The sequence below is a fragment of the Pseudomonas sp. LBUM1655 genome (assembly GCF_059716085.1).
This window is the reverse complement of the sequence record NZ_CP166801.1, coordinates 4,242,090-4,263,744: the sequence shown is the minus strand read 5'-3', so window position 1 is coordinate 4,263,744 and position 21,655 is coordinate 4,242,090. Positions and strand designations below refer to the sequence as shown.

Sequence of the window (21,655 nt, the reverse complement as noted above, 5' to 3'; positions counted from 1 at the left end):
TAGCTTCCCGGTTCAGCCGTATGCCTGCAAGCGGAACTATAATCCTGCAGCATCGATATCGATCAACAGCAGGCGTTCGCCATTGTCGAAGAACTGCCCGGCCGTCAGGCAATACTGATTGCTGGTGGCATCTCGGTAGGTATTGGAGAGGGTCAGACGCCGTTCGTCCCAACCTTCGGCCAACAGATGATAGAAGTACGGACGCCACGACCAGTTGTGTCCCAGATAGCGGTTGTCGGCGATCCAGCCGTTGTGGCGCCATTCCAGATTGGGGGTCAGTTGCGTGCCGTGGCGGTCGCACTGATAAAACCGCAGCAGCCATGGAAATGCTTCCAGGTGGGGCAATGCACTGAGTGGCGCACGGGCTTGCGCCCATTTTTGCAGGATCGCCATCAATTCACTGAGTTGCTGGCGCATCTGCATCAATCGCCCACGCTCGGCGAGCTTCTGCTGAACGTAACGCTGGCGCAGCTCGGCAAAGCGCTGCACAAAGGCGTCGGTGGCAAAGAACGCCTCCTGCGCCCGAGCGAACAGGAAACCCTGTACGTAGCGCGATCCGCATTCCAGAGCGAAATTCAGCTGCGCCTCGGTTTCGACCCCTTCGGCAATGATCCAGCAGCCGGTTTTCTCGGCCATTTGCGCGAGGGCCTTGACCACATCACTGCTCGGCCCGCCCAACGCGGCGGCCTGAAACAGTCGCATGTCGAGCTTGAGGATGTCCGGTTGCAGCGCCAGCACCCGATCGAGTTGCGAATATCCGGCGCCAAAATCATCAATGGCAATCCGCGCCCCAGCCTCGCGATAACGCGCAACCACTTCGGCCAGACGTTGACCATTGCCGCCCAGTTCGGTGATCTCGAACACAATGCGCTGTGGATCAACGTTGTGTCGCGCCAGTTGCTTGAGGCTGGGCAGGGCCTGGTCGGGGCGCAGGCGACTGATCCAGCGCGGCGACATATTGAGACTGAGAAACCAGTCAGCCGGGGCTTCATGCAGACGGCTCAGGGCGTTGTCGCGGATCTGCCGGTCGAGGCGGCGCAGGGCCATGGCCGGCGTGCGCGGGTCAGCGAACAGCGGCCCGACCGAGGTCAATTGTCCATCGCTCTGGCGCAGGCGGCCCAAGGCTTCGACGCCGGCGATGCGTCCAGTGGCGGTATCGATGAAAGGCTGAAAACAGGCGAGCGGTTGCCCGTCGATCACGGGGCCTCCTTAGTCGTTCTTGTTCTGGTTGAAACCTGCCGACCGGGTAGGCGTTCAGGATTGAACCTCTTCTAGAAAGAGGTTCATCCCGAAGGTATTGCAAGAATGTAGCCAGTTGCGAGAGGTCAGCGTTTGCCCGAACTCTGCATGACCAGTTTGATCAGTGGCCCGAGGCTGGTACCGAGGCGAACCAGTCGGGTCAGGCCACCGACGCCGCCGCTTTTCGCGCCCTTACCGGTGATGAATCCCAGCAGGGTGACAGCGGCCACGCCCCACAACGGCGCGTGTTTGATGCCGAATCCGCCTTGCAGGTTTTGCGACATGCCGCGCATGCGCTGCAAGGGTTGCAGCACTTGCCCGGCTTCGTGACGGATTTCCTGACGATGCATTTCCATGCGCAGGCGGATCAGTGCCTTGCGCATTTCCCGACGAGAGCTGTTATGTGGAAGTTCAGGCAGGCTCATGGCAGCAAACGCTCCCGGTCGTTGGCCAGCTCTTCGAGCGTGCCGTGGAAGGGTGAGGATTCATCGAAGACTGCAGCCTTCAGGCGCAACCCGCAGAACGCGGCCGCCAGTGTGTAGAACACGCACAGGCCGATGATCGCGGGCAGACGATAGGTGTCCCAGAACACGATCAACACCAACGTCGACAAACCTACCAGCAACAGAAGGGCAAACACCAAAGCCAAGCCTGCGAACAGCAACAGGCTGACGGTACGTGCTTTCTGCTCCTGCAATTCGATGCCGAACAATTCGACATGACTGTGCAGCAAGCCAAGGACAGCGGCGCCCAGACGCCGCGTGGAGGAAGTGGTGCCCGCAGCCGGGCCGGATTCACCGATCGACATAATCAGCGCCGAGTAGCCAGCAGGCCGATCAGAAAACCTACACCGGCAGCGATGCCGACGGATTGCCACGGATTGGCCGACACGTAGTCTTCAGTGGCGGTGACCGCCGCCTGACCGCGCTCGCGCAGGGTGTCTTCGGTCAGCTTCAGGGTTTCCCGTGCACGCAGCAGGCTGTCGTGGATCTGTTCACGCAGCTCATCAGCCTGATCGCCGGCCAGAGTGGCGGTGTGCTCGAGCAACCGTTCGGTGTCGGCGACCAATGTCTGGAAGTCGTTCATCAGGATTTCTTGAGCAGTCTTTGCCTTGATGCTGGCCATGGGTGGATCTCCGTAAGTGGCGTCTGAAGCGTTCGAGTATGAGCCTTGCGCGAAGGTTCAGTACAAATGACTGGTACAGCTTTTGCTATGTCGTGGTGCGTCGCCCGACAGTCGTGCGCTGTTGCCGAGCGTACAAGCGGGAAAACCTTAACTCAAATAACCACGGTTCGTATCAGGGCATCGACCTTGTGCGCCAAAGCGGTTCATCGGACAGCCTGATCCATGACTGCGCGGTCGCAACTTGGTGCATGAAATGCTCGTATGAACTGATTTGGTGCTCTATTTACCTGCCAGGTCTGCCTCTTTATGGAAAATCTGCAAAGCGCTGTGGACACGTTGGTTCACAGCTCCAATACGTTGTTCATTCTGATCGGTGCGGTGATGGTGCTGGCGATGCACGCCGGTTTCGCATTTCTGGAAGTCGGTACGGTGCGCCAGAAAAACCAGGTCAACGCCTTGTCGAAGATCCTCAGCGATTTCGCCGTCTCGACCCTGGCCTATTTCTTTATAGGCTATTGGATCTCCTACGGCGTGACGTTCATGCAGCCGGCGGCGGTGCTGAGTGCCGATCATGGCTATGGGCTGGTGAAGTTTTTCTTTCTGCTGACCTTTGCCGCAGCGATCCCGGCGATCATTTCCGGCGGCATTGCCGAGCGGGCGCGTTTCGTTCCTCAGTTGTGTGCCACAGCGCTGATCGTGGCGTTCATTTATCCGTTTTTCGAAGGGATGATCTGGAATGGCAACTATGGCCTGCAAGCCTGGCTGACGGCGCAGTTTGGTGCGGCGTTCCATGATTTCGCCGGCTCCGTGGTGGTACATGCCATGGGCGGCTGGCTGGCGCTGGCGGCGGTGCTGCTGCTTGGCCCGCGCAATGGGCGTTATCGCGATGGTCGACTGGTCGCGTTCGCTCCGTCGAGCATTCCGTTTCTGGCTTTGGGCTCGTGGATTCTGATTGTCGGCTGGTTCGGCTTCAACGTAATGAGCGCACAGACGCTGCAGGGTGTCAGCGGACTGGTGGCGGTCAACTCGTTGATGGCGATGGTCGGTGGCACGGTGGCGGCGTTGATCGTCGGGCGCAATGACCCGGGCTTTCTGCACAACGGCCCGTTGGCCGGGTTGGTGGCGATCTGTGCAGGTTCTGATCTGATGCATCCGGTCGGCGCACTGGTGACCGGCGCCATTGCTGGTGCACTGTTCGTCTGGTGCTTTACCGCCGCGCAGGTCAAATGGCGCATCGACGACGTCTTGGGCGTATGGCCGTTGCACGGATTGTGTGGCGTGTGGGGCGGGATTGCCTGCGGGGTTTTCGGCCAGACAGCGCTCGGTGGTCTTGGTGGCGTCAGCCTGATCAGCCAGTTGATCGGCACTGCGCTCGGCGTGGCGGTGGCGCTGATCGGCGGCTTCGTCGTTTACGGCGGGATCAAGGCGCTGCATGGCCTGCGCCTGAGTCAGGAACAAGAGTATTACGGCGCCGATCTGTCGTTGCACAAGATCGGCGCGGTGAGTCAGGACTAATTTTCAACATCGTCGGCCCCGGGATAAAAACCGTGCAGCAGGCGATAGCGATCAATGCGCACCTGATCGACTTTCTCCTGTACCTGATGCGCTGGCAGGCCGAGCATGATCAAGGCATGCGAGGCGAGCATCAGGCTCGATTCCAATAGTTCCGGCACCACTTCGGTGGCGCCGGCGGCCTTCAGTTCGGCCCATTGGCTGTCGTCACGGGTGCGCACCAGAATCGGCACGTGCGCATTGAGTCGGCGAGCTTCCTTGAGGATGCGCAGGGCGACATCGCTTTGATCCACGGCAATCACCAGCAATCGTGCACGCATCAGGCCGATGGCGGTCAGCAGTTCGCCGCGAGAGGAGTCGCCGTAATGCACGTCACTTTCCCCGCTCGAGGCTTCCTGTACCCGCACCGGGTCGTTGTCCAGAGCGATGTAAGGCTGCTTTGCGTTGCGCATGAAACGGCCGATCGATTGGCCGACGCGGCCGTATCCGCAAATCACCACATGCTTGTCGAGACTGGCGTTGAGCGCGCTGATCTCCTCGATCTGTGCTTCCTGATTGGGTTTGCGGTGCAGGACCGCGGCGATACGTGGTGCCGCACGCAGCAACAGCGGTGTCAGCAGCATTGAGCAGAACGTCGCCGCGAGCAGCAGGGCGCCCAACTCTGCCGGCATCAGGCTGTTTTGTTGTATCTGCGCCATCAGTGCGAAGCAGAATTCTCCCCCTTGGGCCAGCGCCAAACCACTGCGCCACGCGGTTTCACTGTCACTGCCGCGCCACTTCACCAGCAGCGCCACCACGATGCCCTTGATCACCATCAAACCGAGGGTCAGGCCGAGGATCAGCAGGCTGTGACTGACGAACAATTGCAGGTCGATCAGCATGCCGATGCTGACAAAAAATACCCCGAGCAGAATGTCGCGGAAAGGCCGGATATCGGCTTCGATCTGATGTCGGTAGTGGCTTTCACCCAACAACATGCCGGCGAGAAAAGCGCCAAGGGCAGGGGACAGGCCGAGCAAGTGAGTCAGCCATGCGGTCAACAGCACGATCACCAGCGCCAACAGTACGAACAACTCAGCCGAGCGCGACGCAGCCACTTCATGGAACAGCCGAGGCAACAACCAGCGACTGGCGAGCAGCAGACCGACAAACAGCACCACGGTTTTCGCCAGGGTCATCGGCAATGCCCAATACCAGACCTGATCACTGCTTCCGGCGAACACCGGCACCAGGGTCAGCAGCAAGACCGCGACCACGTCCTGAAACAGCAGAACGCCGATGGCATTCTGGCCGTGACTGCTGAACACTTCGCCGAGGCTACCCAGCTCTTTGGTCACGATCGCCGTGGACGACAGCGACAGTCCTGCGCCAAGCAACAGTGCAGAAGTCATCGGCATGCCCAGCGACATCAGCAGCAGACCCAACAGCGCCGTGCTGATCAGAACTTGCTGGCTGCCCAGACGAAATACGACCTGGCGCAGCGCAATCATCTTCGACAGGGAAAACTCCAGGCCCAACGAAAACAACAGGAACACCACACCCAGTTCAGCCACGTCGGGGAGGTGTTCACTCTCGTTGACCCAATCGAAGGCACTCGGCCCGACGAGCAAGCCCACGCACAGGTAGCCCAACACCGGCGGCAATCGCAGGCGACGGAACAGCGCAATCACCACGAGGGACGAGGCGAGGATGATCAACAGGTTGGCAAACACTGGACACTCCGATGTCAGGGCTCTGGCTTCTCAAGCGTAGAGGCAAAAAGACCGGGAGCTTTGCGTAATTGGTTTTTCAGCGGGCTGATTTGCGTCAGGGTTTTGCGAGTGAAACGCCACAAATACGCTTAAGCCTTCGGGCTGCGGTGGCTCGACGGGTTTTCAGGGGCGGCATAGAATAAGCGCACTTATTTCTGGTCGAAGCCATCATGCCTCCTGAATGTCAGCTGTTCGGCACCTTGGGGTGTCATCTGTGTGAAGTCGCGGAAGCTGAACTGATGCCCTTTGTCGAGCACGGCTTGCTCGTTGAGCTGGTTGATATCGCCGAGGACGAGCACTGGTTTGAGGCTTACAGCCTGCGGATTCCAGTACTGCGTCGAATCGATACCGGGGCGGAACTGGACTGGCCGTTCAGCGCCGATGAGGTCGTGGCGTTTCTCCGTTAATCAGCTTTCGTGCTGCATCCCGCTGGTCGCTCACGCGCATCAAGCCCTTGGCACTTCCCGGTTTGTTCGGTTACTGTATGTTCATACAGTAATTGGGTCAGAGGGATGAACCGTGGTCAATGTCGAACAGTTGAAGAACAGCGTTAACCGGATGTCGGTTGATGTGGTGCGCGAGGCCGTTCTCGAATTGCGCCTGGACGGGTTGGTCACGGAGGGCAAGACGCCATTCAACAAACTGCATTTCAATACCTGTTTTGCCGAGATCGAAGCCCTGTTTCAGCGCGCCGGTTATCACAAGCAGTTGGACGTGGTCGGTTATCAGGGTTTGCTCTACGCCTTGTACGACCCGGGACGCTGGGAGGCGGTCGACGTGTTGCGCTGGCTCAAGGAATTCACCGAGGCGGCGGCGCTCAAGTCGATTCCCGCCTGAGGATTCAGCGCTAGGTTCGTTTCCCTCAGTGTTGGATAATGCCGGACTGCTTTAATGGTTCGAGTTTCCGTATGTCCACATCAACATTTTCCGCTGCACAGAATCAGGCCAGCACACTGTACCTGCCGCCGGGTACTTGGCTGACCGTACTTGATTGTTTGTGCGAGCATTTCAGTGCCATTGGGCGCGAGCAGTGGCTGGACCGGATTGCCCGGGGGCGGGTGCTGGATGGCCAAGGTCAGCCGATTGCGTTGGACTTGCCCTACAAGGAAGGCCTGCGGATTCACTACTTTCGCGAAGTGCCGGACGAAAAACCGATACCGATGGTCGAGTCGATTCTTTATGCCGACGAACATCTGGTGGTGGCTGACAAACCTCACTTTCTCCCGGTGACCCCGGCCGGCGAGTATGTCGAACAAACCTTGCTGCGCAGGCTGATTCGTCGGCTGGACAATCCTCATCTGGTGCCGCTGCACCGGATCGACCGGCATACGGCGGGGCTGGTGATCTTCTCGGCTAATCCGCAAACCCGTTCCGCGTATCAGTCGCTGTTCCCGACACGGCAGATCGACAAGCGCTATGAAGCGATTGCCCCGGCATTGCCTGAACTCAGTTTCCCCTTGGTGCACAAAAGCCGCCTTATTGATGGCGAGCCTTTTTTCCGTATGCAGGAGGGGCCGGGCGTCAGCAACACCGAAACGGCTGTGGAAGTCCGGGAAAAGAACGGCGATCTCTGGCGCTACGGCCTGTATCCGGTGACCGGCAAGAAACATCAACTGCGCGTGCACATGACCGCGTTGGGGGCGAGCATCTGCAACGATCCGTTTTACCCGGATGCACTGAAAGACGTCGAGGATGACTACGCCAATCCACTCAAATTACTGGCACAAGGGCTGCGCTTTATCGATCCGGTGACCGGTGAGGAACGTGAATTCGAAAGTCGCATCACCCTGCAATGGTGACATCGGTGCCATTTTTCGAGCGCCCATGAAAAAGCCCGCATATCTATGCGGGCTTTTCTGTATCCGGTGTCGACCCAGAGCTTACAACTCTTTAACGGTACGAACCTGATCCTTGTTGATGCGGGTTTCTTTGCCGTCGAGCTGTTTGAACTCGTAGAAGCCCGAATCATCATCGTATTGCGGGGTGTCGACGGCCTGGATTTCGCGACCGTCATTCAAGGTGATCACTGTTGGCGACGAGCAACCGGCGAGGGTAGCTAGGCCCAGTGCGAGCATGAAAGTGGCGAGGGTCCGTTGAGTCATGAGTGTGTCTCCGAATGGGAATTCTTTTGGTTACTGAGCTTGAGACGTATACAAGGCGTGAGAGTTCCTTGAATAGTGTCAGTCTGACACAGTGTTGTGCGCATTTAACAGGTCGGGGGTGTTCAGGTTGGCCAGCCGTGGGTCGTTGTCGGGACAGTGCAGCGCGGTGGCGCCGAGACCGCGCATGACCCGCCCGGGGCTGCGTTCCCCGGCATTCCATGCGTCTTCGAAGGCCGGTAAGAGGGCGACCGGGATCACGCACAACAACGGTTCCCAGTGCTCGTCATGGCGCAACATTAATGGTTTGTCATGATGCAGATTCGCGGTCTCGCGCATGCTTTGTAGCAACGCACCATCAATACGCGGGACATCGCAGGGCAATACCAACAGATGCGAATGGCGTGCGGCTTTCAGGCCGGCGCGAATACCGGCCAACGGACCGGGAAAGTCACCCTCGTCGTCCACCACCAACTGATCGGCGAACGGCGCGTAACGCTCACGATTACGGTTGCAGGAGATGATCAGGTCATCGGTGAGCGGACGGGTCTTGCGCTGTAGATGCGCAATCAACGGCTCGCCCAGCCACTCCACCAGACCTTTGTCCTGACCGCCCATGCGTTGCCCGCGTCCACCCGCCAAAAGCAAGATGGAGCAGGGCGGCAGTTGCGTGTCAAAGGTCATGGCAGCTCTCCGGAGGGGCGGCGAAAAAAGGGGGCGCTGTGATATAACACCAGGCTGTTTTCCCTACAACTGGAAGAGCCTATGAAAGCCAAGGCTGATGTACCTTTCGTGCCGCTCAATATTGCGGTTCTGACTGTCAGCGATACCCGAACCCTGGAAACCGACACTTCAGGCCAGGTCTTCGTCGACCGACTGGCGGCCGCCGGCCACAATCTGGCAGCGCGGGTCCTGCTCAAAGATGACCTCTACAAAATTCGCGCGCAAGTCGCCAACTGGATTGCCGACGATGTCGTACAGGTGGTGCTGATCACCGGTGGCACCGGGTTCACGGGCCGCGACAGCACCCCTGAAGCCGTCACGTGTCTGCTCGACAAGCAAGTGGATGGGTTTGGGGAGTTGTTCCGGCAGATATCGGTGGCCGATATCGGCACCTCGACCGTGCAATCCCGAGCGCTGGCCGGTCTGGCCAATGGAACGCTGGTTTGCTGCTTGCCGGGTTCGACCAATGCCGTGCGTACGGGGTGGGATGGGATTTTGGGTGAGCAACTGGACGCTCGTCACCGTCCGTGCAATTTCGTTCCTCATCTGAAACAGGCAGCGCCTTGTGAATCCCGTGGGTAAGCCGGGCAAGACGGGCTCGTTGATGCCCGTCGAAGTGGCGCTGGCGCGACTGCTGGAAATGGCCGAGGCCTCGCCAATCGTCGAGCACGAATATTTGCCACTGGCTCAGGTCGAGGGTCGGGTACTGGCCGAAGATCTGTTTTCGACCCTGGATCTGCCACCTTGGCCCAACAGTGCCATGGACGGATATGCCTTGAACCTCTCGGACTGGGCGGGCGAACCGCTGCCGGTTAGTCAAAAGGTGTTTGCCGGGCAGTCTCCGGAAGCTTTGAAACCCGGTACCTGTGCGCGAATCTTCACGGGGGCGCCGATACCACCCGGTGCCAATTGCGTGGAAATGCAGGAAAACGCTGACGTTCAGTCCGATGGAAGCGTGCGTTTCGTTGAAGCTCTGAAGATCGGGCAGAACATTCGACCCCAGGGCCAGGAAACAACCGTCGGGGAACTGATACTTCCCGCCGGAACGCGACTTGGTCCGATTGAACAAGGCTTGTCCGCGTCGCTGGGCTGCGCCGGGCTGAAAGTTGTGCGCAAGGTTCGAGTTGCGGTGATTTCTACTGGCGACGAACTGGTCGAACCGGGTCAGCCATTGGGGCCGGGGCAGATTTACAACAGTAATCGGGTGTTGCTGTGCAGCTGGTTACTGCGTCTGGGCTGTGAAGTGATCGACGCTGGCATTCTTCCTGATGACCTTGCCACCACCCGTGCCCGGCTCGGTGAGTTGCAGAATGTTGATCTGATACTTTCCACCGGTGGTGTATCAGTAGGTGAAGCGGATTTTCTGGGTATTGCCCTGCGAGAAGAGGGCGAACTGGCCCTTTGGAAACTGGCCATCAAGCCCGGAAAACCGCTGACATTCGGACATTTCCGCAATGTGCCGGTCATCGGCTTGCCTGGTAACCCGGCGTCGACGTTGGTGACCTTTGCTCTGCTGGCTCGCCCCTACCTGTTGCGCCGGCAGGGAGTGCGGGATGTCGAGCCTCTGAAGTTCCCGGTGCCGGCAGGCTTCACCTGGCCGGTTGCCGGCAATCGCCGTGAATACCTGCGTGGGCGTCTCGAGCAAGGGCGAGCGACGATCTATCGCAACCAGAGTTCCGGTGTGCTGCGCAGTGCCGCGTGGGCAGATGGATTGGTTGAAGTGCTGGAAGGCCGCACTCTGAATGTAGGGGATGAGGTCGTTTTCATTCCACTGAGTGATCTACTGGGCTGATCGAGCGTAAATGCAGGCGTCGGCTGAAACAGTCGATGCCTGCAATGTTTCTCTGAGTCAATGGCTGATCAGCGTAACAAGCTGGTCGAATCGGCTATTGGCCACCCAACCCAGCAGAGCCAGTACTACTGCTGTTGCACCCGCCGAATAGGCAAGACGGTGTTTGATTGTTCTGACGTCACTACGAACTTCGTCCATGTCCCGTCGAATGTATTTGAGGTGGGTTTCCAGCTCGGTAACACGAGGTTCCATATCAACTTCTCCAGTGGTCTTGGCGTTGCTTTTGAACTCGGACTTGGGGTTCGCGCGACTTTCGGCGAGAGGGCCAACCGGACTCACTGGCATTCTGGCTTCAAGGCTCTGCATGGAAAAATCCAACAGCGGCTGTTTCGGATAGAAGCCAGTAACCTTTTCCATCTGTCGAGCTGTTAAAAAAACTCGGGGTGTATCGACTCATTACATGCACGTCCTTGTGTTATTGGGATGATTGATACCGCCGACACACGGTGAACCAATGGCCGAGCTTGGTCAATTAAGCCGATTCCTCTTGTTTTGTAAGAAAAAATACCGCTGTGTAAGACGCCTCGTCCGGTCGCTTGAATTAATTGTCATTCTTGCGGCTTTTTTAGGTGCCGCTGCGGTCAAGATGTTTCAACCGATTCAATTCAGGGAGTGACGCTATGAGTGAACGCCGGGCACTGTTGATTCTGCATGGCAAGCAGGCACTCAACGAGGCGGTTCGCGCCGCAGTCGAGGACAAACGCAAGCAAGGCTGGGAATTGGCAGTGCGTCTGACGTGGGAGGCAGGCGATGCCCAACGATGGGTGGAGCAAGCGCTGGCGGATGGCTATCGGCAGATCATTGCCGGTGGCGGAGACGGCACTTTGCGCGATATCGCCGAGGCTCTCGCGGCGCATCCGGGGAAAGCCAGTCTGGTACTTTTGCCCTTGGGGACTGCCAACGATTTTTCCCGCGCAGCGGGAATCCCGCTGGAGCCGGCCGAGGCGCTTGAGCTTCTCGATGTACCCGCGCGTGATATTGATCTGGGTGAAGTGGGCGGGCAGATTTTTCTCAACATGGCCACCGGTGGTTTTGGCAGTCAGGTCACGGCCAATACTTCAGAGGATCTGAAGAAAGTGCTGGGCGGTGCGGCCTATCTGTTCACCGGTCTGTCACGATTCAGCGAGTTACATGCCGCATATGGCGAGCTGCAGGGGCCTGATTTTCACTGGAGCGGTGAGCTGCTGGCATTGGGGATCGGTAATGGTCGTCAGGCGGGAGGCGGGCATGTGCTGTGTCCGCAGGCACTGGCCGACGACGGATTACTGGATGTCAGCATCTTGCCAGCGCCACAGGAGCTGGTCGGCACGTTGAAGAGTCTGCTGAGCGACGGTTTTGGCATCGACAACATGTTTGTGCGAACCCGTTTGCCGTGGGTCGAAATCAAGGTCGCCGAGGGGCTGTACATTAATCTTGATGGTGAACCGCTGGAAGGCGAAAGCATGCGATTCGAGGCAAGGCCTGCGGCGTTGCAGGTGCACCTGCCGAAGGACTCGCCTCTGTTGACCGTCAAGCAGCCTCTCAGTCGTCCAGACTGATGATCTGTTCGCGTACGGCGAACAGTACCAGGCCTGCCACATCGTAGATTTGCAGACGCTTCATGATTTGCGAGCGGTGGGTCTCGACGGTCTTGATGCTCAAGCCCAGGCCGTTGGCAATTTCCCGGGTCGATTTGCCCCGCACGATCAAGCGCAGGATTTCCAACTGTCGGGCGGTCAGATTGTGCGAGTCGGCGATTTCCGGCTGTTGCTTCTGATTGCGGGTCAGCGCTTGGGTGATCACGGTGTGGGCGATGGCCGGACTCAAGTAACGCTCGTTGTTGCGCAAGGCTTCCAGCGCGTGCTCGAGTTCGGTGGCGGTGGTGTCCTTGAGCAGATAACCGTGGGCGCCGGATTCCAGCGCCTGCATGATCAGCGCGGGGTCCGTGTGCATCGACAGGATCAGCACTTTGCTCTGCGGACGCACCCGCTTGAGCCGCTGCAGGGCTTCCAGGCCGCCGGTTTCCTTCATGGATATGTCCAGCAGCACGATATCGGGGCTCAGTTGCTCGACCATCTCGAGCAACTGCGAGCCGTCGTTGGCCTCGCCAATCACCGCGTAACCGGGAATATCCAGCACCAGAGCGCGCACGCCGGCCCTGATCAGCGAGTGGTCATCCACCAGAAGTAAGTTACAAGTCAACGCATAACCTTATTCGTACTGGCCCGCTCGAGTGCGCGGGGCGCCCAGGGGAAAAGTGCTTCGATTTGAGTGCCTTTGCCCGGTTCGCTAATGACGCTCAGGGTGCCACCCAATTGTTCGATCCGTTCGGCCATCCCGGCCATGCCGCGTTGTCCTTCACGACCCGGATTCGCGGCCGGAGCGAATCCCTTTCCGTCATCGCTGATCAACAATGTCAGGCCTTTTGGCAGGCGTTGCACGCGTATCAACAGATTTCTTGCCTGCGCGTGTCGCAGGATATTGGTCACGGCCTCTTGGGTAATGCGAAAGGCGGCGACCGCCATTTCTTCCGGAATGCCGTTCAGGCGCTGCTGGCAATCGAGACTCCAGTGCACGCTGGTGTTGGTCAAAGTCTTGAGCAGGTGCGCACGCAGGCTGGCCTCAAGACCGAGGCTGGTCAGTTGACGTGGATTGAGAATGGCCGAGACATCGCGCACCTTGTTCAATGTTTCTTCTAGGGTGTCGCAAAGCGCCGTGCATTGCTCCTGCAAGTCTTCCGGCATGCGCCGTTTAAGCCAGTCGCTCTGAAGTTTGGCGGCCGTCAGCAGTTGGCCGATATCGTCGTGCAGCTCACGGCTGAGGCGATGGCGTTCGTTTTCCTGGACTTCCAGCAGGCGGTCAGCGAGTTCTTGCGGCTGGAATTTGATCGATTTGCGCGACAGCCGATATTGCACCCAGACGCAGGCGGTGGCGGCGATGTTCAGCAGCAACAGTCCCAGGCCGATCTGTGTGGAAAAACCATAGGTCAGCAGGCTGCCAAGTGTGGCCGCGATACACAGTATGAGCGTGAACCGGCGTGCATTTTCCCGGGAGGGTGGCCATGTTGTGATCGACTTGAGGCTGGCGTACATAACGGATGGAGCCAATGGATTTTCGCTGCGGGCAGACCGGCCGGTGGCTGGCGGGTCCCTGTCTGAAAATGCTGTCAATTATGTTATTGAATTCAACGTGGTTCAGTGTACGTATTTTGACTGCCAACTTCGTAGATGTCTTTCTCTGAAGTCACTGTGCCATTAACTAGAAGGCAACTAGTGGGCGGCATAATACCACTTAAGATACCGTTGGTCGCGTTCGCTATATATGTCCAATGAGCCAGCAAATACGCCATGTTGGACGCGAGTTCCATAACTGGGGGAAATCGATTTATTGTCATCGATAGATATCGGTGTTGCCTGAAGTTGGGTTCTTTAGACACAGGCAAACCCTGAGCCCGGCTGGAAATATTCGCCTCTGTCAGGTGTGATTATTTAATTCGATTTGTCGCTGGCAGGTATGAACTGTTCAATTGCGACATTGGACGATGCGAACGGCGATCTTGTCAGCGGTGGATCACACCCTATCAGGCCTGGCGCTCCGAAAAGGACAAGAGGGGCAAGCGTTTGGCTGTGAGCGCTGGTTGAAACTCGGGTTGACCAACTTGAAAGGCGAAGGCCTCGATCAGCAAGGTTTGTTCACTGTTATCGAGGCTCAGTTGTCCGGTGTTCTGGTCGACCAGTTCAAGTTGCCAGGCCATCAGTGTGAAGCAATCCTTCAATGCATCCAGGGCCTGTTGGTGCAGGTCGACGTGGTCCTGAGCCAGATTGAGCAAGCCGTAAATATGCAGGGAAAACTCGGAAATCGCTTCAAGCGCCAGGGCTTCAGCTCTGCTGGCAAGCTTGAGGAGCGTGCTGAGCATGCAGTCGATGGCGTCCTTGTCGTTGCTGATCAGTTGCAGATGACTGAGGCATTCTTCGGACTTGGCCAGGAGCGTTTCAGCTTCGACAAGAAATTCGGGGAACCGTTGCGCCCACTCTTTACGGTCGATTGGCATGCTTATCTCCACAACGTCATGTCTGATGAGGGAATGCCGTGTGTGACGACGATCGTGAATCGTCGGGAGATCGCGCCCAGACGTGCAGGTACACAGGCTGAGAGGTTCCAGAGGGTTTGTTTCCGCTGAACTGCGATCGCACACAATAGCCTGACTCCGTTCATGCAATGAGAATGGCGTCACATTAATGGCTATTGGATATTGCGAATATCAGGTTGGGCCTGATTGTTACTAGGGGAATCCCTTAGGCGCGGGAACCTACCGTGCAAACCGAGGTCGCGCCGCGAAGACTTTAGCAGATGAAAAACACGGGGCCAGTAAAGCATGATGTTAATGTGACATCAATGCCCTGATGTGGCATTTTGATAGTGATTTCTGCGGGGATCAAGATTCGGCATTTACAGCCGATAACACCTCTTAGTGAATTCATCAGAACAACCCCAGGAGTCATTGATGGCCGGCATTCTCGACACGGTAGACCAACGCACGCAACTGGTGGGTGAGAATCGCCTGGAAATTCTCATGTTCCGCCTGGCCGGACGGCAATTGTTCGCGATCAACGTGTTCAAGGTTCAGGAGGTTCTGCAACTGCCAAAGTTGACCCTCATGCCTCAGCGTCACCCGTTTGTCTGCGGTGTGGTCAATCTGCGCGGGCAGACCTTGCCGGTGATCGACCTTTCGCAAGCGATCGGCATGCGTCCACTGGTACCCGGTCCGAACAGCACCATCATCGTCACTGAGTACAACCGCTCGGTGCAGGCCTTCCTCGTCGGTGGTGTGGATCGCATCGTCAACATGAACTGGGAAGCCATTCTACCGCCGCCAACCAGTGCTGGCCGCCAGCATTATCTGACTGCGATCAGCAAAGTTGACGATCAGTTGGTGGAAATCATCGACGTCGAAAAAGTGCTCGCCGAAATCGTTCCGTACAACGCCAAGGTATCGCGCGACAAGCTCGATGATCCGGTGCTGGAACGTGCCCGTGGCCGAGAAGTGCTGCTGGTGGACGACTCCAACGTGGCACTCTCGCAATTGCGTGACACGCTTGGCCAGCTCGGCGTGAAAATGCACATTGCCAGCGATGGCCTGAAGGCGCTGAACATGCTCAAGGCCTGGGCCGACACCGGCGTGAACATGACCGACAAACTGCTGATGGTGTTCACCGACGCGGAAATGCCGGAGATGGACGGCTATCGCCTGACCACCGAAATCCGCAACGATCCACGCCTGCGTGGGCTGTACGTGGTGTTGCATACCTCGCTGTCAGGCAGTTTCAACGACTCTATGGTGAAGAAGGTCGGCTGCGACAATTTCCTCTCCAAGTTCCAGCCGGACAAACTGGTCGATGTGGTTCGCCAGCGTCTGATGCTCGATGAAGTGCCGGCCTGATCGCCCTGCTCAAAGGCTGACTTCATGTCAGCCTTTGATTCGTTGATGAAGCTCGTATAGGGTGGCGTTTTTTACCCATCAGGGAGCTGGCCATGCTGCGTCTGAGCGCGCTTTATCGTTACCCGTTGAAATCCGGCAAAGGCGAGGTTCTGCAAGGGATCAGCCTGGACAAGCTGGGGCTTGAGGGTGATCGACGCTGGATGCTGGTGGACGAAGCCAGCGGGCGTTTCCTGACTCAGCGCGCAGAAGCGAAGATGAGCCAGTTGTCGGCACTGTGGAATGCCCACGGCGGACTGACGCTCAGCGCACCTTCGCATGCGTCCATTGAAATCGCCGTGCCGGACAGCGGTGCCGAACTGCGTGGCGTGACCATTTGGCGTGACACCTTGCGGGTGCCGGACGCTGGCGATGACGCAGCGAAGTGGGTCAGCGATTTCATCGGTAAGCCGACCCGTCTGGTGCAGGTGCCACTTGACCGTGCGCGTACGACGCAGGCTGGTTATGGCAAGGAGGACGATCAGGTCGCATTCGCCGATGGTTTTCCGTTGTTGCTGATCGGTGAAGCGTCGCTGCAGCACCTGGCGCAACAGGTCGGACGGCCGCTGGAAATGCTGCGTTTCCGGCCGAATCTGGTCATTGAAGGCAGCGACGCGTATGCCGAAGACAGTTGGAAGCGTATTCGTATTGGCGATGTCGAGTTCCGCGTAGTCAAGTCGTGCTTACGCTGCATCCTCACCACCATCGACCCGCAAACCGGCGAGCGCAGCGCTGATCGCGAACCGCTGGCGACGCTGCAAAAGACCCGCGCGCAGGCCGATGGCGCGATGTTCGGGCAGAATCTGGTGAATGACAGCAATGGTCGTCTTGAGGTCGGGATGCCGGTGGAAATTCTCGAATAACCCAACCCTGAAATGAAAAATGCCCGTGTCTTTGGACACGGGCATTTTTATTACGCCGGGGGGAAAGCCGTGGACTCAGCCGCGGTATTCGCACAGGTAAGCGGTGTCGACTGCGACTTTCAGCTGGAACTTGCTGTTGGCCGGTACGTTGAACTGGCTGCCGGCGGCGAAGGTTTCCCAATCGTTGCTGTCGGGCAATTTGACGCTCAGTGCGCCGGAAACAACGTGCATGATTTCACGCTGGGCCGTGCCGAATTCGTATTCGCCCGGAGCCATGACGCCGATGGTCGCCGGACCTTCAGCAGTGCCAAAGGCGATCGACTTGACGGTACCGTCGAAGTACTCGTTGACTTTAAACATGGGCGATTCCTCGAAAAGGGCTAAAAAGTGGGGCGGCCAGTATGCACAAGGCCATTAACGCCGTCACGCCCCTAAAGCGGCAGAACCAGCGGCAGCAAGCGTGCGGTATTGCGCGCATCCTCCAGCGCCCGATGTTGCTGACCGCTGAACTGCATGCCGGCCAGTTGCAGCGCGCCGTTGAGCCCCAATGGCCGTTCCAGGCGCCGGGCCTTGGCGAAGCGTTGCTTGAGGTTCATATGCGGCACGCGGCTCAAGGCGCTGTCAAGTTGTAGCCGCTGCCATTCCTGCAATAACTGTTTGCGGTCGTAATCGCCCCAACTCGCCCAGCCTTCAAGACGTGTCTGATGCTGACCAAGCCAGCGCTCGAACGCTGGCGAGACCTCCGTCAAAGGCTGCGCCGTGTCGATATTGGCCTGGGTGATGTGCGTGAGTTCACGACAAAACGGCGTCAGCAATGGCCGACGTGTGGGTTTGACGAAACGCTGAAAGTGATCCTGTTCGCGCCCCGCACGATCGACCAGCGTGGCGCCGATTTCGATGATTTCCATTTCCGTAACCGGCCAGCCACCCTCGTCGGTGGTGGCTTCCAGATCAATGACCAGCCAATGGGGCATCGCAGGGTTCCTGATTTCCGCGTCCTGATAGATCAGAGCGTAGTCAAACCCTGCGTTTGCGCCTGGCGACTCACTCTACCTGCAACAGAACCTGACGATTTTTTACCTGATCGCCGACCTTGACCTGCACCCGTTTGAGCACGCCGTCGATGCCGGCCTTGAGCGGGTGCTCCATTTTCATTGCCTCCAGCACCACCAGCAATTGACCCTTGCTGACCGCGCTGCCTTCGCTGACCAGTACGTCGACGATGGCGCCATCCATCGGCGCCTTCAAGGTGCCGGAGCTGACGCTGGTCTGACTGCCGATCACGGCATGAGTTCGATCCTCCAGGCGCAGGCTGCCGGGATGGGTGAACAGCCAGAGTTGCCCGACATCGAGGCGATAGGCGTGACGTTGGTGCAGGCCGTCGATTTCCAGCGTGACCGATTTTTCGCTGTGATTAATCAGTTTCAGTTCAAGGGACCGTTCCGCGGTTTGCACCTGAATCACCTCTCCCGCGAGCTTGAGCAGTTGCACGGTCCAGTTCTGCTCATCGAGGCCAAGCCGATAGTGCAGCGGTACATTGGCGTTGTTGCGCCAATGGCTCAAGGGCGCTCGGTGCTGTCGAGCGGACGCCTGGTAAAACAGCACAGCGGCAATGGCCAGTTCTTCGGCACTCGGTGTGTACGGGTGCAGGCTTGGGTGATCGCTGAAGTGCCGAGGAATGAATCCGGTACTGAATTCGCCACTGATGAACTGCGGATGTTGCAGCAGGTTGTCGAGTAATCGCTGATTGCTTTGCACGCCCAGCAGGACGCTATCCTGCACCGCACGCAGCAGTTTGCGCCGCGCCTCTTCACGGGTAGCGCCGTGAGCGATCAGTTTGCCGAGCATCGGGTCATAGAACGGGCTGACCGATTGCCCTTCGAACAGGCCGTGATCGATTCGTGCGCCGTGCTCAAGCGCCGGTTCCCATGCTTCGATGCGGCCGGTTTGCGGGAGAAAATCTTGCGTCGGATCTTCGGCGTACAGCCGTACTTCCATCGCATGACCATGGAGTTGCACTTGCTCCTGGGTCAACGGCAGCGGCTGCCCCTCGGCGACCGATAATTGCCAGGCGACCAGATCCAGCCCCGTGATCAATTCAGTCACCGGATGTTCCACTTGCAAGCGGGTGTTCATCTCCAGAAAGTAGAACTGCCCGCGCGCGTCGAGCAGGAACTCCACGGTGCCAGCGCCGACGTAATTCACCGCGCGCCCAGCCTTGAGCGCCGCTTCGCCCATGGCCTGGCGCAACTCGGCGGTCATGACCGGGCAGGGCGCTTCTTCAATGACTTTTTGATGGCGCCGCTGGATCGAGCAGTCGCGTTCGCCAAGGTAGACCAGGTGGCCGTGGTGATCGCCAAACAGTTGCACCTCGACATGTCGCGGTTCGATCAGTGCTTGTTCGAGGATCAATTCGTCGCTGCCAAATCCATTGAGGGCTTCAGAGCGGGCGGTACGCAGTTGTGCAGGCAGCTCGTCAGCGTTGTGCACAAGACGCATACCGCGCCCGCCGCCGCCGGCGCTTGCCTTGATCATCAGCGGGTATCCGATGCGTTCGGCTTCGCGCAGCAACGTTGCGTCGTCCTGTTCTGCACCTTGATAACCGGCAATGCACGGTACGCCGGCATCGAGCATGGCGAGTTTCGACAGGCGTTTGCTGCCCATCAGTTCGATGGCGGCGGCGCTCGGGCCGATGAAGATCAGCCCGGCCTGTTCGCAGGTTCGCGCGAATTCGGCGTTTTCCGAGAGGAAACCGTAGCCGGGGTGGATTGCATCGGCCCCGCTGCGTCGAGCCGCGTCGAGGATGGCGGGGATGTTCAGATACGACTGCTGCACCGGCGCCGGGCCGATGTGCACGGCTTGATCGGCCATTTGCACGTGCAGTGCATCGGCGTCGGCATCGCTGTAGACGGCGACGGTGCGATAGCCGAGGGCTTGGGCGGTGCGCTGGATACGGCAGGCGATTTCACCGCGGTTGGCGATCAGGATCTTGTGGATGGCGGGCATGGGCTGTTCCCTCGAAAGTTGCGGTGTATGTGCTGGCCTCTTCGCGGGCTAGCCCGCTCCCACAGGGTCAGGTGGCCCACCCGGGTTTGCGTTTTTGCATGAACGCCATGGTTCCTTCGATTCCCTCGGCACCCGTCACCGCTTCGCTGAACCACTGCGCCGCCTCATCCAGCAGCTCACTTGATGGCTGCCCGGCACTGGCCAGCAGCAGTTGTTTGGTCATGGCATTCGCCTCTGGTGCACAGCACAAAACATGTTGCAGCACCTCATCCAACCGCTCGGCCAACGCTTGTGCATCCTGCTCGACAAAATGCACCAGCCCCAACCGCCGAGCCTGATGGCCGTCGAAACGCGCAGCGGTGAGGGCCAGTCGTCTGGTTTCAGTCAGGCCGATGCGTTGCACCACAAACGGGGCGATCTGCGCCGGCAACAGGCCGAGGCTGGTTTCCGGTAAGCCGAACTGCGCTTTGTGGTCGACAATTGCGATGTCGCTTACGCAGGCAAGACCGAATCCGCCGCCCATGACCGCGCCTTGCAATACGCAGATCAGCACTTGCGGCGCGTGCTGAGCTTCTTCGAGCAGCGCGCCGAACGTCCGGTTCAAATCACGGTAAGCGTCGGCTCCTTGGGCGCGGGCACTGGCCATGTCCTTGATGTCGCCACCGGCACAGAAATGTCCGCCGCTGCCGCTGAGCACCAGGGCCCGAACAGTCCGGTCATCGTGAACGGCCGCGAACACGGCGCGCAATTCGGTGACCATCTGCAGGCTCATCGCATTGCGGCTGTCCGGGCGATTGAGGGTGATGTGCAGTACGCCGCCGTGCAGCTCCAGCAGCAGCGTATGGCAAGCGGGCAGGGTGCTCATTTCTTTTTCCCCGGCAAAATACCCATCAGTTTGCAGATGATCCCCAGCATGATTTCGTCGGCGCCGCCGCCAATCGACACCAGTCGCACATCGCGATAGGCGCGGGCCACCGGGTTGTCCCACATGAAACCCATGCCGCCCCAATATTGCAGGCAACTGTCGCTGACTTCGCGACCAAGGCGCCCGGCCTTCAGCTTGGCCATCGAAGCGAGGCGGGTGACGTCCTGGCCTTTGATGTACTGCTCGGTGGCCTGATAGACCAGCGCTCGCAGGCATTCGATTTCGGTCTGCAGTTCGGCGAGGCGGAAGTGGATCACCTGATTGTCGATCAGTGCACTGCCGAAGGTCTTGCGCTCCTTGCAATACTCAATGGTGCTGTCGATGCAGTATTCCAGGCCCTTGATCATGTTCGCCGCACCGAACAGACGTTCCTCCTGAAACTGCAGCATCTGCATCATGAAGCCTGCGCCTTCGTGACCGATGCGATTGCGCTGCGGCACGCGCACGTCGTCGAAAAACACTTGGGCGGTTTCCGAACTGCGCATGCCGAGCTTGTCCAGATGCGAACTGAGGCTGATCCCGGGCGTGTTCATCGGCACCATGATCAGCGACTTGTTGATGTGCGGCTTGTCGTCCGAAGTGTTGGCCAGCAGGCAGATGAAATCGGCGCTCGGCGAGTTGGTAATCCACATTTTGCTGCCGTTGATCACGTAGTCGTCGCCATCCTTGCGCGCGCTGGTCTTGAGCCCGGCAACGTCAGAGCCGGCACCGACTTCGGAAACTCCGATGCAGCCGACCTGCTCGCCGGTGATCGCCGGACGGAGGAATTCTTCGCGCAGTTCATCGGAGCCGAAGCGCGCCAGCGCCGGGGTACACATGTCGGTCTGCACGCCGATCGACATCGGAATGCCGCCGCAGTGAATGGTGCCGAACTCTTCGGCCGCGACAATCGAATAGCTGTAATCGAGGCCCATGCCGCCGAATTTTTCCGGTTTGGAAATCCCTAGCAAACCGAGTTCGCCAGCCTTGCGGAAAATCCCGTGGATCGGAAAGCGTCCGGCCTTTTCCCATTCCTCGACGTGCGGATTGATCTCATGGTCGACGAACTGGCGGACGGTGCGGCGCAGCGCTTCGTGTTCCGGGGTGAAGATCATTTTTATTGTTC

The 21,655-nt window shown here is 58.6% G+C and carries 25 protein-coding genes; 9 read left to right on the top strand and 16 right to left on the bottom strand.

Annotated features, from left to right (window positions below):
• Positions 1–36: 36 nt before the first annotated feature.
• The 4 genes from ACA074_RS18960 to ACA074_RS18945 form a co-directional block, all read right to left on the bottom strand.
• On the bottom strand, positions 37–1,200 hold the full coding sequence (locus tag ACA074_RS18960; protein WP_401267136.1) for an EAL domain-containing protein: 1,164 nt from the start codon (positions 1,198–1,200) through the stop codon (positions 37–39).
• A 125-nt stretch (positions 1,201–1,325) separates the two neighbouring features.
• Positions 1,326–1,664, bottom strand: coding sequence for a hypothetical protein (locus ACA074_RS18955; protein ID WP_187679559.1), 339 nt, complete (start codon positions 1,662–1,664; stop codon positions 1,326–1,328).
• Complete coding sequence (locus ACA074_RS18950; protein ID WP_497615058.1) at positions 1,661–2,047, bottom strand: phage holin family protein; 387 nt, start codon at positions 2,045–2,047, stop codon at positions 1,661–1,663. The genes ACA074_RS18955 and ACA074_RS18950 overlap by 4 nt, the downstream gene beginning before the upstream one ends.
• Positions 2,048–2,049: 2 nt before the next feature.
• A complete protein-coding gene (locus ACA074_RS18945) occupies positions 2,050–2,364 on the bottom strand; it encodes an ElaB/YgaM/YqjD family protein (RefSeq protein WP_122591936.1) in 315 nt (104 codons plus the stop codon).
• Between the two features lie 306 nt (positions 2,365–2,670).
• Here ACA074_RS18945 and ACA074_RS18940 point away from each other — a divergent pair, with 306 nt between their 5' ends.
• Positions 2,671–3,879 (top strand): ammonium transporter, encoded by a 1,209-nt coding sequence (locus ACA074_RS18940; protein ID WP_497677583.1) that lies wholly within the window; start codon positions 2,671–2,673, stop codon positions 3,877–3,879.
• Here the strand turns inward: ACA074_RS18940 and ACA074_RS18935 are convergent.
• Entirely contained in the window at positions 3,876–5,588 is a 1,713-nt protein-coding gene (locus tag ACA074_RS18935) for a cation:proton antiporter (protein ID WP_497677582.1), read from the bottom strand. The genes ACA074_RS18940 and ACA074_RS18935 overlap by 4 nt on opposite strands.
• 209 nt (positions 5,589–5,797) lie before the next feature.
• On the opposite strand from ACA074_RS18935, the gene ACA074_RS18930 reads away from it, so the two are divergent.
• The 3 genes from ACA074_RS18930 (at position 5,798) to ACA074_RS18920 (ending at position 7,426) form a co-directional block, all read left to right on the top strand.
• Positions 5,798–6,034, top strand: coding sequence for a glutaredoxin family protein (locus tag ACA074_RS18930; protein WP_187679555.1), 237 nt, complete (start codon positions 5,798–5,800; stop codon positions 6,032–6,034).
• A 112-nt stretch (positions 6,035–6,146) separates the two neighbouring features.
• Positions 6,147–6,464 (top strand): transcriptional regulator, encoded by a 318-nt coding sequence (locus ACA074_RS18925; RefSeq protein WP_003226726.1) that lies wholly within the window; start codon positions 6,147–6,149, stop codon positions 6,462–6,464.
• 71 nt (positions 6,465–6,535) lie between these two features.
• A complete protein-coding gene (locus ACA074_RS18920; RefSeq protein ID WP_497677581.1) occupies positions 6,536–7,426 on the top strand; it encodes a pseudouridine synthase in 891 nt (296 codons plus the stop codon).
• A gap of 81 nt (positions 7,427–7,507) precedes the next feature.
• Here the strand turns inward: ACA074_RS18920 and ACA074_RS18915 are convergent, their stop codons facing one another.
• Both ACA074_RS18915 and mobA read right to left on the bottom strand, forming a co-directional pair.
• Positions 7,508–7,729 carry a YgdI/YgdR family lipoprotein gene (locus ACA074_RS18915; protein ID WP_187679553.1) on the bottom strand — a complete coding sequence of 74 codons (222 nt, stop codon included), beginning with the start codon at positions 7,727–7,729 and terminating at the stop codon, positions 7,508–7,510.
• A 78-nt stretch (positions 7,730–7,807) separates the two neighbouring features.
• Positions 7,808–8,410 carry a molybdenum cofactor guanylyltransferase MobA gene (mobA, locus tag ACA074_RS18910; protein WP_187679552.1) on the bottom strand — a complete coding sequence of 201 codons (603 nt, stop codon included), beginning with the start codon at positions 8,408–8,410 and terminating at the stop codon, positions 7,808–7,810.
• An 81-nt stretch (positions 8,411–8,491) separates the two neighbouring features.
• Between mobA and moaB the strand changes: the two genes are divergently transcribed.
• Both moaB and ACA074_RS18900 read left to right on the top strand, forming a co-directional pair.
• Complete coding sequence (gene moaB, locus ACA074_RS18905; protein ID WP_187679551.1) at positions 8,492–9,031, top strand: molybdenum cofactor biosynthesis protein B; 540 nt, start codon at positions 8,492–8,494, stop codon at positions 9,029–9,031.
• Positions 9,015–10,241, top strand: coding sequence for a molybdopterin molybdotransferase MoeA (locus ACA074_RS18900; protein WP_401267150.1), 1,227 nt, complete (start codon positions 9,015–9,017; stop codon positions 10,239–10,241). Before moaB ends, ACA074_RS18900 begins: the two co-directional genes overlap by 17 nt.
• Positions 10,242–10,298: 57 nt before the next feature.
• On the opposite strand, the gene ACA074_RS18895 is transcribed toward ACA074_RS18900, so the two are convergent.
• Positions 10,299–10,607, bottom strand: a complete 309-nt coding sequence (locus tag ACA074_RS18895) for a hypothetical protein (protein WP_187679575.1) — start codon at positions 10,605–10,607, stop codon at positions 10,299–10,301.
• A 314-nt stretch (positions 10,608–10,921) separates the two neighbouring features.
• Here ACA074_RS18895 and yegS point away from each other — a divergent pair, with 314 nt between their 5' ends.
• Positions 10,922–11,839 carry a lipid kinase YegS gene (yegS, locus tag ACA074_RS18890; RefSeq protein ID WP_497677580.1) on the top strand — a complete coding sequence of 306 codons (918 nt, stop codon included), beginning with the start codon at positions 10,922–10,924 and terminating at the stop codon, positions 11,837–11,839.
• Here yegS and ACA074_RS18885 read toward each other — a convergent pair.
• The 3 genes from ACA074_RS18885 to ACA074_RS18875 form a co-directional block, all read right to left on the bottom strand.
• Complete coding sequence (locus ACA074_RS18885; RefSeq protein ID WP_187679548.1) at positions 11,823–12,482, bottom strand: response regulator; 660 nt, start codon at positions 12,480–12,482, stop codon at positions 11,823–11,825. The genes yegS and ACA074_RS18885 overlap by 17 nt on opposite strands.
• Positions 12,479–13,372 (bottom strand): sensor histidine kinase, encoded by an 894-nt coding sequence (locus ACA074_RS18880; protein WP_401267229.1) that lies wholly within the window; start codon positions 13,370–13,372, stop codon positions 12,479–12,481. Before ACA074_RS18880 ends, ACA074_RS18885 begins: the two co-directional genes overlap by 4 nt.
• A gap of 488 nt (positions 13,373–13,860) precedes the next feature.
• A complete protein-coding gene (locus ACA074_RS18875; RefSeq protein ID WP_187679547.1) occupies positions 13,861–14,331 on the bottom strand; it encodes a hypothetical protein in 471 nt (156 codons plus the stop codon).
• 453 nt (positions 14,332–14,784) lie between these two features.
• Between ACA074_RS18875 and ACA074_RS18870 the strand changes: the two genes are divergently transcribed.
• Positions 14,785–15,720 (top strand): chemotaxis protein CheV, encoded by a 936-nt coding sequence (locus ACA074_RS18870; protein ID WP_003226705.1) that lies wholly within the window; start codon positions 14,785–14,787, stop codon positions 15,718–15,720.
• A gap of 92 nt (positions 15,721–15,812) precedes the next feature.
• A complete protein-coding gene (locus tag ACA074_RS18865; RefSeq protein ID WP_497677579.1) occupies positions 15,813–16,619 on the top strand; it encodes an MOSC domain-containing protein in 807 nt (268 codons plus the stop codon).
• 75 nt (positions 16,620–16,694) lie between these two features.
• Here ACA074_RS18865 and ppnP read toward each other — a convergent pair whose 3' ends face one another.
• The 5 genes from ppnP to atuD form a co-directional block, all read right to left on the bottom strand.
• Complete coding sequence (ppnP, locus tag ACA074_RS18860) at positions 16,695–16,979, bottom strand: pyrimidine/purine nucleoside phosphorylase (RefSeq protein WP_169914502.1); 285 nt, start codon at positions 16,977–16,979, stop codon at positions 16,695–16,697.
• Between the two features lie 71 nt (positions 16,980–17,050).
• Positions 17,051–17,593, bottom strand: a complete 543-nt coding sequence (locus ACA074_RS18855) for a 3'-5' exonuclease (protein ID WP_497677578.1) — start codon at positions 17,591–17,593, stop codon at positions 17,051–17,053.
• Positions 17,594–17,663: 70 nt separating this feature from the next.
• Positions 17,664–19,625 carry an acetyl/propionyl/methylcrotonyl-CoA carboxylase subunit alpha gene (locus tag ACA074_RS18850; protein ID WP_497677577.1) on the bottom strand — a complete coding sequence of 654 codons (1,962 nt, stop codon included), beginning with the start codon at positions 19,623–19,625 and terminating at the stop codon, positions 17,664–17,666.
• 67 nt (positions 19,626–19,692) lie between these two features.
• Entirely contained in the window at positions 19,693–20,490 is a 798-nt protein-coding gene (locus tag ACA074_RS18845) for an enoyl-CoA hydratase/isomerase family protein (protein ID WP_497677576.1), read from the bottom strand.
• Complete coding sequence (gene atuD / locus ACA074_RS18840) at positions 20,487–21,644, bottom strand: citronellyl-CoA dehydrogenase (RefSeq protein ID WP_497677575.1); 1,158 nt, start codon at positions 21,642–21,644, stop codon at positions 20,487–20,489. Before atuD ends, ACA074_RS18845 begins: the two co-directional genes overlap by 4 nt.
• Between the last annotated feature and the right edge of the window lie 11 nt (positions 21,645–21,655).

Bases quoted from the DNA above. Each gene is read 5' to 3' on its own strand.
- ACA074_RS18955 (WP_187679559.1), bottom strand. From the start codon at position 1,664: ATGAGCCTGCCTGAACTTCCACATAACAGCTCTCGTCGGGAAATGCGC.
- ACA074_RS18950 (WP_497615058.1), bottom strand. From the start codon at position 2,047: ATGTCGATCGGTGAATCCGGCCCGGCTGCGGGCACCACTTCCTCCACG.
- ACA074_RS18945 (WP_122591936.1), bottom strand. From the start codon at position 2,364: ATGGCCAGCATCAAGGCAAAGACTGCTCAAGAAATCCTGATGAACGAC.
- ACA074_RS18940 (WP_497677583.1), top strand. From the start codon at position 2,671: ATGGAAAATCTGCAAAGCGCTGTGGACACGTTGGTTCACAGCTCCAAT.
- ACA074_RS18930 (WP_187679555.1), top strand. From the start codon at position 5,798: ATGCCTCCTGAATGTCAGCTGTTCGGCACCTTGGGGTGTCATCTGTGT.
- ACA074_RS18920 (WP_497677581.1), top strand. From the start codon at position 6,536: ATGTCCACATCAACATTTTCCGCTGCACAGAATCAGGCCAGCACACTG.
- ACA074_RS18915 (WP_187679553.1), bottom strand. From the start codon at position 7,729: ATGACTCAACGGACCCTCGCCACTTTCATGCTCGCACTGGGCCTAGCT.
- mobA (WP_187679552.1), bottom strand. From the start codon at position 8,410: ATGACCTTTGACACGCAACTGCCGCCCTGCTCCATCTTGCTTTTGGCG.
- moaB (WP_187679551.1), top strand. From the start codon at position 8,492: ATGAAAGCCAAGGCTGATGTACCTTTCGTGCCGCTCAATATTGCGGTT.
- ACA074_RS18895 (WP_187679575.1), bottom strand. From the start codon at position 10,607: ATGCAGAGCCTTGAAGCCAGAATGCCAGTGAGTCCGGTTGGCCCTCTC.
- yegS (WP_497677580.1), top strand. From the start codon at position 10,922: ATGAGTGAACGCCGGGCACTGTTGATTCTGCATGGCAAGCAGGCACTC.
- ACA074_RS18880 (WP_401267229.1), bottom strand. From the start codon at position 13,372: ATGTACGCCAGCCTCAAGTCGATCACAACATGGCCACCCTCCCGGGAA.
- ACA074_RS18875 (WP_187679547.1), bottom strand. From the start codon at position 14,331: ATGCCAATCGACCGTAAAGAGTGGGCGCAACGGTTCCCCGAATTTCTT.
- ACA074_RS18870 (WP_003226705.1), top strand. From the start codon at position 14,785: ATGGCCGGCATTCTCGACACGGTAGACCAACGCACGCAACTGGTGGGT.
- ACA074_RS18865 (WP_497677579.1), top strand. From the start codon at position 15,813: ATGCTGCGTCTGAGCGCGCTTTATCGTTACCCGTTGAAATCCGGCAAA.
- ppnP (WP_169914502.1), bottom strand. From the start codon at position 16,979: ATGTTTAAAGTCAACGAGTACTTCGACGGTACCGTCAAGTCGATCGCC.
- ACA074_RS18855 (WP_497677578.1), bottom strand. From the start codon at position 17,593: ATGCCCCATTGGCTGGTCATTGATCTGGAAGCCACCACCGACGAGGGT.
- ACA074_RS18850 (WP_497677577.1), bottom strand. From the start codon at position 19,625: ATGCCCGCCATCCACAAGATCCTGATCGCCAACCGCGGTGAAATCGCC.
- ACA074_RS18845 (WP_497677576.1), bottom strand. From the start codon at position 20,490: ATGAGCACCCTGCCCGCTTGCCATACGCTGCTGCTGGAGCTGCACGGC.
- atuD (WP_497677575.1), bottom strand. From the start codon at position 21,644: ATGATCTTCACCCCGGAACACGAAGCGCTGCGCCGCACCGTCCGCCAG.